Here is a 15870-nt window from a genome sequence, read left to right as displayed (position 1 = left end):
TATAATTATGAAAGATAATCCATTCATCTCTAATACGTTTGCTTCGATTTGGTTAAAGTATTTTAACAATGGAAGACCAGCTATTGATTTTAAATTTATTACCAATATTTCTTTTGTTAAAACAAAATTACTGCCATTGTATGTTAACGTAGGAAAGAACTTAACCAATGGTTTAAATTATGTTATAAACAAGGATGAGACTGATTATAAAAACAAAGTTTTCTTTGTTTATGACATACCGGAATATCTTAACTTAAAAATTGAGCTAACTAATGGTTTAAAACTAAAAACTGTTAGGCAATACATAGGTTATTTAGTGGATTTAAGTAAGTATAAAAATGCTGATGATTATTTAAAAACCCATTTAAGTTCTAATAGTAGGTGGAAAATCAATAAATCCAAAAAACGCCTGGAAACTTGTTTTAACATTACATATGGGGTATTATATGGCAAAGAAACCAAAAAAGAGGATTTTGATTATGCCTTTGATTATTTCAATAAACTTTTACAGAAACGTTTTGTAGAAAAACAAATAAACAATCATTATTTATCACCAAAAAAGTGGTCCTATTTACAAGAGTTGATTTACAATTTGATTTTAGAAAACAAAGCCGCCTTATTTGTCATTTATAATGATACTATCCCAATATCGGTATATTTAAATTATGTGTCCTCAAATGTACTGTACTCGGCATTACCGGTATTTGATCCTGATTACTCCAAATTCAATTTAGGCTATATAGACAATTTAAAGCATATTGAATGGTGCTATAAAAACAATATAGATATCTTTGATTTTTCTAAAGGGGATTATGATTACAAAAAACGATTGGGAAATAAGGAGTACTATTTTGATTATCATATTTTGTACGACTCAAAATCAATACGAGCTAACCTACTATGCCAATTTATTTATTTTTATTTTAGTGGGAAACAAGCACTAAGGGATTTAAATATTCATATTCTATATCACAAAGTGATATTTTTCTTGAAACGAAACCAAAATAAGAATGTTGAATTGGAGTATAAAAGAATAGACATTAAAAATTTACCTAATGACACTCAACTAACTAAATTAGATTTTAATAGCCTTTCAAATAGTGTTATGAAAAAGTCCATCATTGAATTTTTATATAAAAGTTCTGAATCTGTTAATGACATTTCAATTTTCAAATCCAAAGAAGATGAAAGGGTGTATTTTCTTAGAGGAAAATCAATTACCGAAAAAATTATTTTGAAAAACAAATAAAAACCAACTGTTTTATACCTTATTAAGATACTTCCTGTAGGCTGGAAAGTAATTACTTTTATCAGGTTTTTCTTCAGACTCAACACCATCAACAATAACGTTGGCATTCATTATGGTATCCAGTTTATGATACATCGCTTCATTAACTATTTTTCTGCCGGTATAATAAATCACATCCTTGTCATAAGGAAAAAAGGACTTTTTATATTGGTACAAAGTGTCATTATCAACACGGCCACCGCCTAACAGATAATATTTGTAGTTATGGCTTTTTGCCCATTTCATGACTTCTATCTTTAAAAAGTCATTGGGGCGACAATGAAAGTAATCAGCCAGGGTCCCACCCAAATATGAATACAGGGTGTTGCCAGCTATTAATATCAGTTCGGCTGATATGGCAATGTTGCCCTTATAAATTAAAACGACCACAAAATTACCTTGGCTTAGTTGAATGATATTTTTAAAATATTCCAAAGAATAAAAATAGTCATCTTCTGCCCCTATCCGGTTCATGGTTTGAATGTATATATCATAATATATTTCTATATCCGAGTTGGTGATATCCTTACACAAAAATTTTGCTTCTAAGTTGTGTTCCAAACTTTTTCGGTAATTATTTCTAACCTTTTGCTTAAAGCGATCCCATTGTGCCTGTTCCTGGATTAATTTCCCTTTGACATTGGTGAGTGTTGGTACTAATACACCAGAGTAAAATTGAAAATTATGGTTCAAGCTGAACCTAATAAACTCCGATACAACGTTATTGTCCTTATACCATGCATCAACAGCTTCCCAGAATAAAATAAGATACCCTCTTGACATGTCTTCATTATATAGCGGACCGCTGTAGCCATAGGGAGAAACCACATCAAAATAAGTCACTTCATGGTCTTTATAGGGTACTTTTCGCAATAAAAATGGCATGAGTATCAAAATATCGCCTTCCTTGTCGAGAAAAGTGAAATAGCGCAGTTTATCATCAATAATTTCATTGATATTGGAGCCTAAAATCTTGTAAAATGGATTGATTATGTCAAACGACTCTACAAGGGTTAGGTAGTGTTTAAAATCAGCTTCATTTGATATTTTGTTGACTAGTAACTTCATAATACGTGTTTTACCTGGTTTATGGTAAATTCCAAATCCAATACATGAGTAATGCACTGTTTGGGCAGCTTGCTATTTTCCAGTTCAAATGATTGCTTGTGTATATTATGTCCATCATCCAATAAACAGATGGTATGCCATCCTAGAGCGTTTGGAGCCAAAAAATCCTTATGGGTATTATCACCAACATAAATATAATTCATACCACCTCCATATTGATTTTCAAAATAGGCGTAATTGGCTTTATTGGGCTTTTCTGATCCAAATTCTTCTGAAATGATAATATCATCAAAATAATCGGATAATCCAAGGGCTTCAATTTTATTACGCTGTTGCACGCTGCGTCCATCGGTAATGACCCCCACTTTAAAAACCGTTTGTTTTAATCGGAACAGCATATCTTTGACAGGCTTTTTCAAAGAAATTTGTGGTTTATGGTTTCTATATATGCTGATTAAATCGTCAACACAAATGTTCTGTATACCATAAGCATCCAATATCTCCTTAAATGCATTTAAACCACTGTTATAAAATACCATCATATCATTTAAGATCACTTGAAAATGAACGTTTGTTTCTTTAGACAAACAAATGGCTATTTCTTTATAAGCAGATTTTAAAAATTCAAGTTCCTTATAAAGGGTATCATCTAAATCAAATATCAATATGGTTCTATTTTTTGTAATCATGCACTAGTATTTCATCATCGTAACGCAGCATTAATAAATTGGATTCCCAGTCATTATAAAACGTTATGTCTTGGTTTAAAAGATACTCTTCAAGAATCCATTTAACATAGTTGGCACCAGATAAATAGGTCAACGGATAACCACCTCCAAAACGGGCATTAATTTCAATGCCATAAATGGTGCCGTTTTCCTTATGTTTGAAAAATTGAGAGGTCAAGCATCCTATAGCGCCATCTATTTGGGACAAATGGGTCTTGATATAGTTTACCAATTCGTTTTTATCTGTTAGGCCTTTGTTGACTTCTCCGTCTCGTACTTCAATGCGTTTTCTGGGTACCACGCATTTGAGATTGTGGTGTTTGTCATAATAAAGGTCACAGGTAAATTCTTCATAATCGGCATGGTCCAAATATTCCAAAAACATCAAATCAGGGTTTTTAAAATGATATTCTGTTAAATCTTCATGGTTATGAATGATAAACGTGTCAACACTTCTACTCCCATTTTGTGGTTTTATAAACAATGGCAAGGTATAATCATACTTTGAATATTCCTTGGCAACAGGGATGTTGTTGTCACGAAAAAAAGTATTCATGTTCCGCTTATTTCTACAGATATCAATAAATTTCTGGGACGATATGATGGGAATAATACCTTTTTTCAATAAACTTTTTGAGTGCTTGGCAAGTAAATGTAGTTCAGTGTCAATAGTAGGTATAATGAGCTTGATGTTATTGTTTAAGCACACATCAATAAGGCAATTTAAATAATTACTGTCATCTACCAAGGGCAATTGAAAAGCCTTGTCAGATATGTGGCAAGCGGCAGCCAGTTCAATGTTAAAATCTGTAGTCATAACTTGTCCTTGTGGAAAAATGGCCTTCAATTCTTTTTGGAATGCTCTGACCAAAGAAACGCGTCTACCTGCTGATGTTATTAAAATATTCATTAAAGATTGGGTTTAAATACAGTTTTATATACTTGGGTAAAAGTAACAAAAGTGAATGACAATTAAATGGGTTTATGTTTTATATAATTAGCTATTAAACGAGCAATCAACGTTCGTCCATGATTGTTCCAGTGCATATCATAAATGAGTGTAGTTGGTCTTTTGGATTGATTTAAAGTTTTAGAAAAATCTAAATATTCAAAGCCATGGTCATCTAAGTATCGCAAAAATAAGTCTGGCGTTTTTTCTTTATTCAATAAAAACGTAAAGCGCTTTTTATCAAACCCATAAGTCTGTATCAGTTTTTCAAAATTTTGTAAATAGCTTTCCTGTAAATCTCTCTTCCTTTCTAAATCTGTTTTACCCTGATTGCTTATCTTCTCAGAATGCATGCCTATTGACAGTATTTTTCTGGTCAACTCCCGTGCCGCATCAAAAGCACCGATGTTTTGCAAATACACCAATAGTTTTATTTGCCGTAAGGATCTATACAAAGGCGATTCAAGTTTCATTCTTTCAGCTAAAATACTATAGTCACCACGCGTTAAGTCATTTTCAAATTTCATCCCAATAAAAACATGATCAATTAAATCAAAGGTTGATTGGTATTGTGCTATTAAATGAAGCTCATCTGCAAAATCATAACCGGCATAACCAAATTCATAGACTTCAATGCTATCCAGTTGGTTCTCTATTTTTTTTCCGATGGAATTATAATAATTCTGATGAAATCCCTCAATAAATGAATCACCCACCAAAGCAATTTCAAAACGATCTTTAGTAGGCTTAAATTCCCTATAGGAGTTATATCCAAAATCGTTGATATGGTATTCAGAAAAATTTTGACGTCTAATACCGGTAACAGAATACCCATCTTGGTCAGGGACCCATTTTTCAACACCATATTGATCTACATAGCGTGTGGGATAATCTTTTGTTAAATGAAATATTCGAATAATTGATTCTAACACCAACAAAATGAGAAAGGCATACAATATAAATTTCAAGAATAGTTTTTTCATAATGTCTAAAATTGAAAGTAAATAAAGGATCTGTCAATGCTATCATCATAAAATAACAACATACCCAAAATGACCAGCGTATAAAACACAAAACGAACAGCTTTTGATTTAAACTTAAATGGAGAGCGCTCATCTTTTCTAATACGGTATTCATAAAGTACAAAGAGCCCTATTAAAATATAATAATCAATCATGCGGTAACCCATGGGATGATGATATGGCTCATAGGTAAAATCAGTGACAATTCGTTTCATAAACATAAAGGCATCGGTTATGGATGCCGATCTAAAAAATATTCTGGAAAAGGTGACAATCCCAAATGTGAGCAGCACCTGTCCAATCTCAACTAAGCTTGGAAAAAGGGTATTTTCCCCTACTACAGAGTCCTTATAAATGGCATTACGGCCCATTAAAAATACTGGGATAAAGGCCACTGCATGAAACGCACCCCAAAATATAAAAGTCCAATTGGCACCATGCCAAAAACCACTAATCAAAAACACAATACAGATATTCCTGATCGACTTTAATTTACTGACCTTTGATCCTCCCAAAGGAATATATACATAATGCCGAAACCAAGTTGATAAAGACACGTGCCAACGTTGCCAATATTCAGCTACATTACGGGAAAACTGTGGGAATTTGAAATTGGACATAAGCTCAACCCCAAACAATTTGGCCGTTCCAATAGCAATATCAGAATAGCCACTAAAATCGCCATATACCTGAAAGCTAAATAAAGTAACTCCTAAAATGAGCGTAGAAGCCGGATAGGTTGAATAATTGGCAAAAATATCATCAACTATGGGACCTATGGAATCGGCAATAACCACTTTTTTAAACAGGCCCCATAAGATCAACTTCAAACCACTGGCAGCTTGTTCATAACTAAAGGTTCTTTTATTTAATATTTGTGACAATAAATTGGATGCGCGTTCAATAGGTCCAGCTACCAACTGTGGAAAAAAACTAACAAAGGCTGCAAACGAAAGAAAGTCAGAGGTTGGTTTTAGTTTTTTATAATACACATCAAACGAATAGGACATGGTTTGAAAGGTGTAAAACGAAATACCCACAGGCAAAATAACATGCAACATCCAAGGGCTCTTAACCTCATGACCAAGAAGGGACATAAAATCTATCCAGGAACCTACAAAAAAGTTAAAGTACTTAAAAAAGCCCAAAAGGCCTATGTTGAACACAACACTAACCCAAAGCCATTGTTTTCGTTTGACCTTGTCTTCTAAAGAATAAATTTTTAGGGCTACATAGTAATCTACCACAGTACTCAATAAAATAAGGGATAAAAAACGCCAATCCCATAAACCATAAAACACATAACTGGAGACTAAAATGAGGATGTTTTGAGCCTTTAAATGCTTATTAAAAACAAACCAGTAAAGCACAAATACAACAGGAAGGAAGATAAAAAACTCTAAAGAATTGAATACCATATAAAATTGTTATAACAATAAGAGATTAAATAGCATATTTTTGATAAACAAACATCATATATTTCTACTAAGATTTCAAAAAAAGTCTTTGAATTGTAATATTATGACTATAACAGGCAAAACAATTGCGCATAAAAAAACCCTTTGATTTAAAGGGTTGTAAATTTAATATGCTTAATGGTTTACTACATCTCGTTGAATATAGAATGCATCAAACGCTTTTTGTCATTAATACTTTCTTCAAGTGAAATCATGGTTTCGGTTCTGTAAACACCTTCAATGTCATCCAACATGAAAATGATTTCCTTAGCATGCTCAGTACTTCTAGCCCGTATTTTACAAAAAATGTTGAACTTACCAGTGGTAATATGGGCAACCGTTACAAATGCAATATCATTGATGCGCTCCAACACAAATTTTGTTTGCGAGGTATTGTTCAAATACACACCCACATAGGCAATAAAGGAATAGCCTAATTTTTTATAATCCAAGGTTAAAGACGACCCTCTGATTATACCGGCTTCTTCCATTTTTTTAACACGTACATGAACAGTCCCAGCAGAGATCAATAATTTTTTGGCTATATCTGTAAATGGAATCCTGGTATTGTCAATTAACATGTCCAGAATTTGGTGGTCTATTTCGTCTAATTTAATTTTCCCCATGGTTGCTTATTTTTAAATAATAAACAAAATTAATACATTTTTAATGAAAAATACATATATTTTTCACACTTTATTTCAATAATAATGAGATTTTCTTATTATTTATTGTTACGAAAACGATTTCGCTACCGGTTTCCAAATCAGTTTCATCCTCAGTAACCACCTCATGTTCTTGAGCGTTAATTTCCCTATGACCAAAAAAACCGGATAAATTGTCTATTTTCTCAATCTTTGGGATAAATTCTATTTTGCCATTTTTTAGTGTTTCTTGATACAAAATGCCTATATCCTTAAAATCATCTTGTGTACCTGGATTGATGTTGGCCTTTCTAATAATGATGTCAAAAAAACATTTGTCATTTTCTGGAATCTCAAAATAGGATTCGTGATACCTTCCGTCAATGTCGTTTTTCGATATATAGTCCAAGGACTCCAACATCGAGTAATAAATAAACTCGCGTGTCGTGTCACGCCCATAATCATTTGGGAAATGACCGGCTTCAAACAACATGGTCGGCACATTTTCACTTTGAAACGTGTCACCCACACAGTTGATATTAAAAGCATCATCATATACGCCTACCTGATTGGGAATCAGCGTTTGCAGCATCGTATTCATCACACCAATGATTTCCATAGCAACTTTTCGGTTATCTGTTACGGTACATTGCTCATCTTGAGCTGGAGCCAAAAACGACACGGTAGCTGGATTTTTGCTGCTACCAGCACTAAATATGGTGCGCTGACCATGCAGATTGTAACAAAAATGAGGCTTAAACGAAAGGAAAGCCTGCCGCAACACCTTACTTTCCGGTTGGGATAAATCTTGGGCATCCCTATTTAAATCCACAGTATTGGCATTAACCCGCGTATAGGCCTCTGCACCATCCGGATTCAAAATAGGAATAATATATAGCGTACAAGTGTTAATAATATGCTCAATAATCGAGTTGCCAGAGGTCAAGGTATTAAACACATCGAAAAGGGCTTTGGTTGTAGTGGACTCATTACCGTGCATTTGTGACCACATAAGGATTCTTTTTTGCCCTCGGCCAATGGTGATGGCATAAATGGGTTTACCTTTAACGGAGTACCCAATAGTCTTAATAATGGCAGAGTCATCTAATTTTGAAATTAAAGGTTTGATATGATCATTTGTTATATAACGATGTGAAAGACGATGTTCCTTGTACTGCTCAAACAGCGCTTTTAAGATGTCAATTTCCATTTAAAATATTTAAGATACAAATGTAAACATTTAGGTATTTACAATTGTAAACAAAAATGTAACGAATATTTGTTTACATTATTATACATTAGTAAGGGTTTCAATTCATAATTATAAACACAAGAATTGCCATATTTATTAAATATTAAATTTATATATTATTATATTTATTTTCAGTATATTAAAAGTATTTATATGATGTTTTAATTTAACTAATATATCAGTTTATATATATATATATGCTGAAACTCAGCTTATTTAGTTACATTTGTAAAATAAATTTAATATTAAATTGTTTACAATGGTAAACACTGAAAAATTTGCTGAAAGGCTACAAAAAGTCATGGATTTTTATGGAGAATCGGCCTCCTCATTTGCTGAAAAAATTGGAGTACAACGATCAAGCATTTCTCATATCCTTTCAGGTAGAAATAAACCCAGTTTGGAATTTGTCTTAAAAATCCTGTCATCCTTTCCTGAAGTGGAATTGTATTGGCTGTTAAATGGTAAAGGCACGTTTCCTGCGGAGTCAGAACCTAATGTTAATATTGACACCTCACAAGACCCAATTCAAAATTCTGCAGTTAACAAAAAAATGGTTCCTGCTAATCCTCAGGAAAAGATCATTGAGCGCATCGTTATCTTCTATTCTGACGGAAGTTTTGAAAATTTCCAAAATTGACCATTTTCTTTAGTAATTTTGTTCGCAAATCATAAGCATGAAAAAATTATTTGCCTTAGGAATTGTCTTTTTATTTGTTAGCTGTTTTGAAACACAACGTAACTGCAGTGATTTTAAAACCGGTACATTTAAAAGCGAGGTCACAATCAACGGGATTCTTTACAAGTCTACTTTTACACGCACAAAAAATATTCAGGTAGAATATTATGAAGGCAAAACCGATTCCTCACATGTAAGATGGATAAACGATTGTGAGGTCATTTTCAAGACCATTCACCCCAAAAACATGGCTGAGCAAAAGGATATTGACTTAAAAATATTATCGACTACTGATTCATCTTACACCTATGAGTACTCCTATGTTGGTGAAAACAAAAAACAAAAAGGAATAGCTTACAAAGTGGACTAAGAATTTGTGGGATACAAAAATGATTCTACAACATTAAACTTCACTTCGTTATCTGTTGTGACTTCATAGGTTAAAAACAGCTCACCCCAAAAAACACCATCCGTAAAATCAGCTATAATCCATTTGTGATTTAGGAGTTTAACTGTATTAATCATCATTTTTCGGCCTTCACTGGCTGCATACGGAATCAACGGATGGTCTCCTTTTATTTCGTTGAGTTTGTAGAGTTCATCCTTAATAAACGGAATTAATGTATCTATTTTATACCCTTTATTTTCAAAATAAGATATGGCATCTTCATTTCGCTCTAAATTAAAATGCAATAGATTTAAAATGTCCTCTTCAAGCGATGCTATAGAATCCTTGTAGGTTTCAACTCTGCTATGGGATGTTTCCAATTGCTTATTTTGAACTTCAAACAATCGTTTGGAATTGACATATTGAAACAAATTCAACAATGCTGAAAAAATAAACAAGTAAATAAAAATGCGCTGTTTCATAAGTAAAGTAAGTACTATATAGTAAGTTGTAAATTATCATAAGCTAAAAAAACACCATCCGGAAGACGCTCCTGAACGGCTTCATGAAAGCCCATTAAATGGCTGATGTGCGTAATATAAGCCGTTTTGGGATTTACCTTTTTAATAAATTCAAGTGCTTCCGCTAGGTTGAAATGTGAAATATGCGGTTCAATACGTAACGCATTAATGACCAAAACTTTTATGTTTTTGATTTTTTTGATTTCCTCATCATCAACCGTTTTCATATCCGTCAAATAAGCAAAATCCTTAAACCTAAAGCCAAAAACCTGCAATTGATGATGCAATCCATTAATGGGCACCACAGCAAGGTTTTTTAATATAAACGGTTTGTTTTCAATAACATTCACCGAAAGTGTGGGAACACCTGGATATTTATCTTCCGTATTGAAAATATAATCAAATCGCTTTGACAAGGAAGCAATAACACGCTCATGGGCATAGATTTTAATATCGCCTTGTCTAAAATAAAACGGCCTCACATCATCCAATCCGGCTACATGATCAGAATGTTCATGGGTAAAAACAATGCCATCAATTTTAGTACATCCTGCCCGTAGCATTTGTTGCCTGAAATCGGGGCCGCAATCAATAACGTAAGCATATCCATCCCACTCTACCAACACAGAAACCCGTAATCGCTTGTCCTTGAAATCGTTGCTCAGGCAAACGGGATGTTCGCTTCCAATAACCGGAATACCTTGTGATGTGCCAGTGCCAAGAAACGTTATTTTCATAAGAATAAAAGTAAAATGGGTTTAAATTTAAAACTAATTATTTAAACCCAAGACAACACGGTGTCTTTTTACGAAAACACCTTTGTTTTAACGAGAAAACTAATCAATTATTTAAAATAAAACATGATAATTATCAGATATTAAACGCTGGCAAAAGTTTAATTTTATGCAGTTAAAAACTTAAACTCTACCCAAATGATAATAGGTGTTTTAAAAGAAACCCAAAAAGGTGATAACAGAGTCGCCATCACCCCAAAAATCGCCAAACAACTTATTGAAAAAGGATTTGATGTTCGTGTAGAAGAAGACGCAGGAGCCAATTCATCTTACAAAAACTCAGATTACAGTAAAGCGGGCGCCAGTATTCGAACAAAAGAAGATCTTTTTAAAAATTCGGATATCTTAATCAAGATCAATCCGTTTGACAACAAGGAGCTTGAAAAACTCAAAAAAGGACAGATTGTGATTGCGCAACTCTTCCATAAATCCCATCCCAATGACATGAAAATCATTGCAGAACGCGGTGCTACCGCTTATTCAATGGATGCTATGCCCAGAATATCAAGGGCCCAGGATATGGACGTATTGAGTTCGCAAAACAATTTAGCCGGTTATAAAGCGGTTATTAAGGGTGCTTACGAAATGACCAAAATATTCCCACTGATGATGACGGCCGCCGGAACCATCTCGCCTGCCCGCGTGTTGGTTTACGGAGTTGGTGTAGCGGGGCTTCAAGCCATTGCAACTGCCAAACGCCTAGGTGCTATTGTGGAAGCAACAGATATCAGGACAGAAACCAAGGAACAGGCCGAATCACTGGGCGCTAAATTTATTTTAGTGGATAATAACGGAGAGGAATCCGAAGGCGGTTATGCTAAAGTAGCTTCTGAAGATTATGCTAGACGTCAAAAAGAAGCGGTTGATAAATCGTTGTTTAAAGCAGATTTAGTGATTACAACCGCCATGGTGCCTGGTAGAAGATCTCCCCTGTTAATTACCGAAGAACAAGTAAAACAGATGCAAAATGGCGCTGTTATTATTGATTTGGCCGCTGCGCAAGGTGGAAACTGTGAACTTAGCGTGATGAACAAAACGGTAGTGAAACACGGTGTTAAAATTATTGGAACAACCATTGCACCAGAAAGTGTATCTACCAATGCCAGTGATCTGTATGCCAAAAACACGTTTAATTACTTGGTGCATTTAACAGAAGGCAATCAGTTTAAATGGGATTTAGAAGACCAAATCACAGATGAGACGCTCATCGTATACAACGGAACCATAAGACAAAACGGAAAAACATCATAATCATGACACAATTAATAGAATTTATAAGTGACAATATCCAAATGATTTACATCGTCGTACTGATGATATTTGTTGGAGTTGAAATTATTGGGCACGTGCCTGCAGTTCTACATACGCCTTTAATGTCTGGTGCCAACGCCATTCACGGCGTGGTAATCATTGGTGCCATTTTAGTTTTGCTTGGTGTAAACCCAGAAAACTATTTAGGCCAAGCCCTAGGCTTTGTAGCTGTTTTATTGGGAACGCTTAACGTGGTTGGTGGTTTTGTGGTCACCGACCGCATGCTGGAAATGTTTAAAAAGAAAAAATAATCAATATATCCGTGGCGAATAAGTAGTCACAAAACATGGGTTACATGATGGTGTAGCCACTAAAAAACAATAAACACAAACCGATGAAATATATATTTAGCCTTCAGTTTATCTATCTAATAGCTTCCATGACCTACATTCTTGGTTTAAAGATGCTTGGGAAACCAGAAACCGCCAGAAAAGGGAATTTAATAGCTGCAGCTGGTATGACCATGGCAATTTTGGGAACCATTTTTTTCTACCAAGGTGAAGTACCTTCGTTTATCTATATTTTGATTGCTACCGCAATCGTTATAGGAACCATTTTAGGTTGGATGATAGCCAAAAAAGTAGCCATGACTAAAATGCCCGAGTTAGTTTCCCTTTTTAATGGTATGGGAGGTGCCAGCGCCGCATTAATAGGACTTATAGAATTTGAGCATTATACTGGTAAAACCATGTCCATTGCCACCATTGTGGCAGGTATCATTATTGGTAGTATCTCCTTTTCAGGCAGTATGATAGCCTGGGCCAAATTAAACGGAACCTTAAAAAAACCGTTACGATTGCCAAAATACAATATCCTTAATAATCTTATAATCATCGTTCTAATTTTATTTGCAACATTTATTGCTTGGTCAGGAACCGACAGTCAATTATTCTTATATGTCCTGTTCTTTGGAGCTTTGGCATATGGCGTTTTGTTTGTTTTACCAATTGGAGGTGCCGATATGCCAGTTGTGATTTCCTTGTTGAACTCATTTACAGGACTTGCAGCTGCTCTTGGAGGTTTTTTATACGGAAATATGGTTATGCTTACAGGTGGTATTCTAGTAGGCTCTGCGGGCACCATATTAACATTTGCCATGTGTGATGCCATGAACAGATCCTTGGTAAATGTCATTTTTGGAAGTTTTGGAAGCAGTGGCGATGTCTCAGCTAGTGATGGTGCTTCTGAAACCATGAAAGGTTCCATTAAAAAAACAACAGTTAGTGATGCCGCCATTTTAATGAACTATTCCCAAAGAATCATCATTGTTCCAGGATATGGCTTAGCCGTAGCCCAAGCACAGCATGCTATTCATGAATTAGAACAATTGTTAGCCAGCAAAGGAATTGAAGTTAAATACGCCATACACCCGGTGGCAGGACGCATGCCTGGCCACATGAACGTACTTTTAGCTGAAACCAACGTGGATTATGATAAGCTCGCCGAAATGGAAGACGTGAATCCCGAATTTAAAAACACGGATGTGGTTTTTGTGGTTGGTGCCAATGACGTTGTTAACCCTGCCGCACATACAAATCCTTCAAGTCCAATTTTTGGAATGCCTATTCTGGAAGTTGAAAACGCTAAAAACATCATCATAAACAAACGAAGTATGAACCCTGGCTATGCGGGTATTGAAAATGAATTGTTTTACAATCAAAAAACCTCAATGCTGTTTGGAGATGCCAAATCCGTCATTCAGTCCCTAATATCAGAATTAAAGGGCATGTAGGCACTTAAAATCTTAAATTATGTTAAAGCCGTTTCATATCCTGAAATGGCTTTCTTTATTTGTGCACTAACTTTATTTTTTTTTCTATTTTTGTGGTAATAAAAAAACTATGACTTTAAAATTAAAAGGAGATAAAGAAATCAGTAAGATTCTGACTATCAAGCAGAAATCCTTACAAATAAACCTCAATGAAAACATTTACGGAACGTTTGCCGAAATAGGTGCCGGACAGGAAACCGTTCGTAATTTTTTTCGTGCAGGAGGAAGTTCTGGAACCATAGCCAAGGCCATGTCAGCCTATGATAAGGATTTTAGTGACGCCATTTATGGGGTTGAAAGTGATAACCGTTACGTAAGCGAGTCCAGGTTGCGAAAAATGCTTAACCATGAAGTCCGATTGGTTGAAGACCGCATTTCAAGAGAAAAACATCCTGATAAGTTGTTTTTTGCATTTGCAAATACCGTTGCCACAATTGATTTTACCAAGAAATTTAAAGGACATGGTTGGGTTGGCATCAAGTTTCAACTAGACCCATTAGAAGATTACAACGAAATCATTTTGCACGTTAGGTTTAAACAAACCAATGCCCAGTTACAACAAGAAACACTTGGTGTGCTTGGTGTAAACTTGATTTTTGGAGGGTTTTACATGCATGATGATCCCAAGGAAATCGTGAAATCATTGTATGACAATATTGAAAAGGATCAGATTGAAATTGATATGATCAACTTTTCCGGTTGCAGATTTATGTATGTGGATAACCGACTGATGAGTTTGCAACTGGTAAAAAACGAGATGACCGAAGCGGTTATGTTTGGGCCGGACGGTATGAACCTGCTTCCCTCTCAAGAGCTTTACAAAAAAAACATTTTGGCCTTGCGTGGTAGTTTTAGACCGGTCACCAAGGTTAATATGGATATCTATGAAAAAGCCAAAAAATTATTTTTAGCAGAAAAAACCGTAAATAAAGACAATGTTCAAATTGTTTTTGAAATAACCTTAACCAATCTGCGTGCTGAGGGTAAAATAAACGAGCGCGACTTTTTAGACAGGGCTGAATTGTTATGTTCTTTAGGACAAACGGTCATGATTACCAATTTCCAGGAATATTACAGATTGGTGGAATATTTTGCGCAATTCACTAAAGCCAGAATGGCATTAGCCATGGGCGTATACAATCTCATTCAAATTTTTGATGAAAAATACTATCGTCAATTAAGTGGTGGTATTTTAGAGGCATTCGGTAAATTATTCTTTAAGGATCTAAAAGTGTATCTCTATCCACTTAAAAACCATGACACAGGTGAATTTTATACCAGTGAAAACCTAAAAGTCCATCCACGTATGAAAGAGTTGTATAAATTCTTTAAATACAATGGTAAACTAATTGACATTAAAGATTTTAATCCTGATATTTTAGATATCCTGTCACGGGAAGTACTAAAAATGATTCAAGATGGTGAAGAAGGTTGGGAAGACATGTTACCTGAAGGTATTGCCCATATTATAAAAGACCAACGTTTATTTGGGTACACATCGCGAAGAAGGCTTAATAAGCTTTCTTAATCATTATCAAGTATTTGCGCTGCATGGTCTTTGGTTTTGACCTTATCAATTACTTTTGATATGATACCTTGTTCGTCAATGACAAAAGTCGTTCTATGAATGCCATCAAAGGTACGTCCCATAAATTGTTTTGGACCCCATACTCCAAAAGCCTGAATAACTGATTTATCCTCATCCGCTAATAATGGAAATGGAAATGCATACTTATTTTTAAAATTTTCTTGCTTTTTTTGACTATCAGCACTAACACCAAGCAGTTCATAACCTTTTTCTTTTAGCACTTTATAATTATCTCTTAAATTACATGCTTCAACTGTGCATCCGGGTGTATTGGCTTTTGGGTAAAAGAAAACAACCAACTTTTTCCCTTTGTAATCAGACAATGAAATGGTTTGTCCTTGTTCATCTAATCCTTTAAAATTTGGAGCTTTATCCCCTACCTTTAATGTTGTCATAATTTTTAACTTTGT

Annotated in this window: 17 protein-coding genes; 7 read left to right on the top strand and 10 right to left on the bottom strand. The window is 34.6% G+C overall.

The genetic code is table 11. The features are described from left to right. Nucleotides 1-7: 7 nt before the first annotated feature. Nucleotides 8-1249 (top strand): GNAT family N-acetyltransferase, encoded by a 1242-nt coding sequence (locus IEW94_RS12150; RefSeq protein ID WP_188653412.1) that lies wholly within the window; start codon nt 8-10, stop codon nt 1247-1249. Between the two features lie 12 nt (nt 1250-1261). On the opposite strand, the gene IEW94_RS12145 is transcribed toward IEW94_RS12150, so the two are convergent. From IEW94_RS12145 to IEW94_RS12115, 7 genes are all read right to left on the bottom strand, one after another. Further along, nucleotides 1262-2356 (bottom strand): GNAT family N-acetyltransferase, encoded by a 1095-nt coding sequence (locus tag IEW94_RS12145; protein ID WP_188653410.1) that lies wholly within the window; start codon nt 2354-2356, stop codon nt 1262-1264. Beyond that, complete coding sequence (locus tag IEW94_RS12140) at nt 2353-3045, bottom strand: HAD family hydrolase (protein WP_188653408.1); 693 nt, start codon at nt 3043-3045, stop codon at nt 2353-2355. The genes IEW94_RS12145 and IEW94_RS12140 overlap by 4 nt, the downstream gene beginning before the upstream one ends. Beyond that, a complete protein-coding gene (locus IEW94_RS12135; RefSeq protein WP_188653406.1) occupies nt 3029-3994 on the bottom strand; it encodes an ATP-grasp domain-containing protein in 966 nt (321 codons plus the stop codon). Before IEW94_RS12135 ends, IEW94_RS12140 begins: the two co-directional genes overlap by 17 nt. Before the next feature lie 62 nt (nt 3995-4056). Continuing rightward, a complete protein-coding gene (locus tag IEW94_RS12130; RefSeq protein WP_188653404.1) occupies nt 4057-5016 on the bottom strand; it encodes a hypothetical protein in 960 nt (319 codons plus the stop codon). A 5-nt stretch (nt 5017-5021) separates the two neighbouring features. After that, on the bottom strand, nt 5022-6473 hold the full coding sequence (locus IEW94_RS12125; protein WP_188653401.1) for an MBOAT family O-acyltransferase: 1452 nt from the start codon (nt 6471-6473) through the stop codon (nt 5022-5024). A 185-nt stretch (nt 6474-6658) separates the two neighbouring features. Then, nucleotides 6659-7138, bottom strand: a complete 480-nt coding sequence (locus tag IEW94_RS12120) for an Lrp/AsnC family transcriptional regulator (RefSeq protein ID WP_188653399.1) — start codon at nt 7136-7138, stop codon at nt 6659-6661. Between the two features lie 70 nt (nt 7139-7208). Further along, nucleotides 7209-8366 carry a M14 family metallopeptidase gene (locus tag IEW94_RS12115; protein ID WP_188653398.1) on the bottom strand — a complete coding sequence of 386 codons (1158 nt, stop codon included), beginning with the start codon at nt 8364-8366 and terminating at the stop codon, nt 7209-7211. Between the two features lie 301 nt (nt 8367-8667). Between IEW94_RS12115 and IEW94_RS12110 the strand changes: the two genes are divergently transcribed. Together IEW94_RS12110 and IEW94_RS12105 are read left to right on the top strand one after the other, a co-directional pair. After that, nucleotides 8668-9048, top strand: a complete 381-nt coding sequence (locus tag IEW94_RS12110; protein ID WP_188653396.1) for a helix-turn-helix domain-containing protein — start codon at nt 8668-8670, stop codon at nt 9046-9048. A gap of 37 nt (nt 9049-9085) precedes the next feature. Continuing rightward, on the top strand, nt 9086-9457 hold the full coding sequence (locus tag IEW94_RS12105) for a DNA topoisomerase IV (protein WP_188653394.1): 372 nt from the start codon (nt 9086-9088) through the stop codon (nt 9455-9457). Here the strand turns inward: IEW94_RS12105 and IEW94_RS12100 are convergent. Next, on the bottom strand, nt 9454-9957 hold the full coding sequence (locus IEW94_RS12100) for a hydrolase (protein ID WP_188653392.1): 504 nt from the start codon (nt 9955-9957) through the stop codon (nt 9454-9456). The two genes, IEW94_RS12105 and IEW94_RS12100, sit on opposite strands and share 4 nt — an antisense overlap. A gap of 14 nt (nt 9958-9971) precedes the next feature. Next, entirely contained in the window at nt 9972-10733 is a 762-nt protein-coding gene (locus IEW94_RS12095; RefSeq protein ID WP_188653390.1) for an MBL fold metallo-hydrolase, read from the bottom strand. Between the two features lie 195 nt (nt 10734-10928). Between IEW94_RS12095 and IEW94_RS12090 the strand changes: the two genes are divergently transcribed. From IEW94_RS12090 to IEW94_RS12075, 4 genes are all read left to right on the top strand, one after another. After that, complete coding sequence (locus tag IEW94_RS12090; RefSeq protein ID WP_188653388.1) at nt 10929-12041, top strand: Re/Si-specific NAD(P)(+) transhydrogenase subunit alpha; 1113 nt, start codon at nt 10929-10931, stop codon at nt 12039-12041. 2 nt (nt 12042-12043) lie between these two features. Continuing rightward, a complete protein-coding gene (locus IEW94_RS12085; protein ID WP_188653386.1) occupies nt 12044-12352 on the top strand; it encodes an NAD(P) transhydrogenase subunit alpha part 2 in 309 nt (102 codons plus the stop codon). A gap of 83 nt (nt 12353-12435) precedes the next feature. Then, on the top strand, nt 12436-13833 hold the full coding sequence (locus tag IEW94_RS12080) for an NAD(P)(+) transhydrogenase (Re/Si-specific) subunit beta (protein WP_188653384.1): 1398 nt from the start codon (nt 12436-12438) through the stop codon (nt 13831-13833). A gap of 109 nt (nt 13834-13942) precedes the next feature. Further along, on the top strand, nt 13943-15400 hold the full coding sequence (locus IEW94_RS12075; RefSeq protein WP_188653382.1) for a TonB-dependent receptor: 1458 nt from the start codon (nt 13943-13945) through the stop codon (nt 15398-15400). Here the strand turns inward: IEW94_RS12075 and bcp are convergent. Then, complete coding sequence (gene bcp / locus IEW94_RS12070; RefSeq protein ID WP_188653380.1) at nt 15397-15855, bottom strand: thioredoxin-dependent thiol peroxidase; 459 nt, start codon at nt 15853-15855, stop codon at nt 15397-15399. The two genes, IEW94_RS12075 and bcp, sit on opposite strands and share 4 nt — an antisense overlap. Between the last annotated feature and the right edge of the window lie 15 nt (nt 15856-15870).

The organism is Yeosuana aromativorans, from assembly GCF_014646655.1.
In the GTDB taxonomy this organism is placed as follows: Bacteria; Bacteroidota; Bacteroidia; order Flavobacteriales; family Flavobacteriaceae; genus Yeosuana; species Yeosuana aromativorans.
Note: the sequence above shows the minus strand (reverse complement) of the source record. Positions and strands in the feature narration are given on the sequence as shown.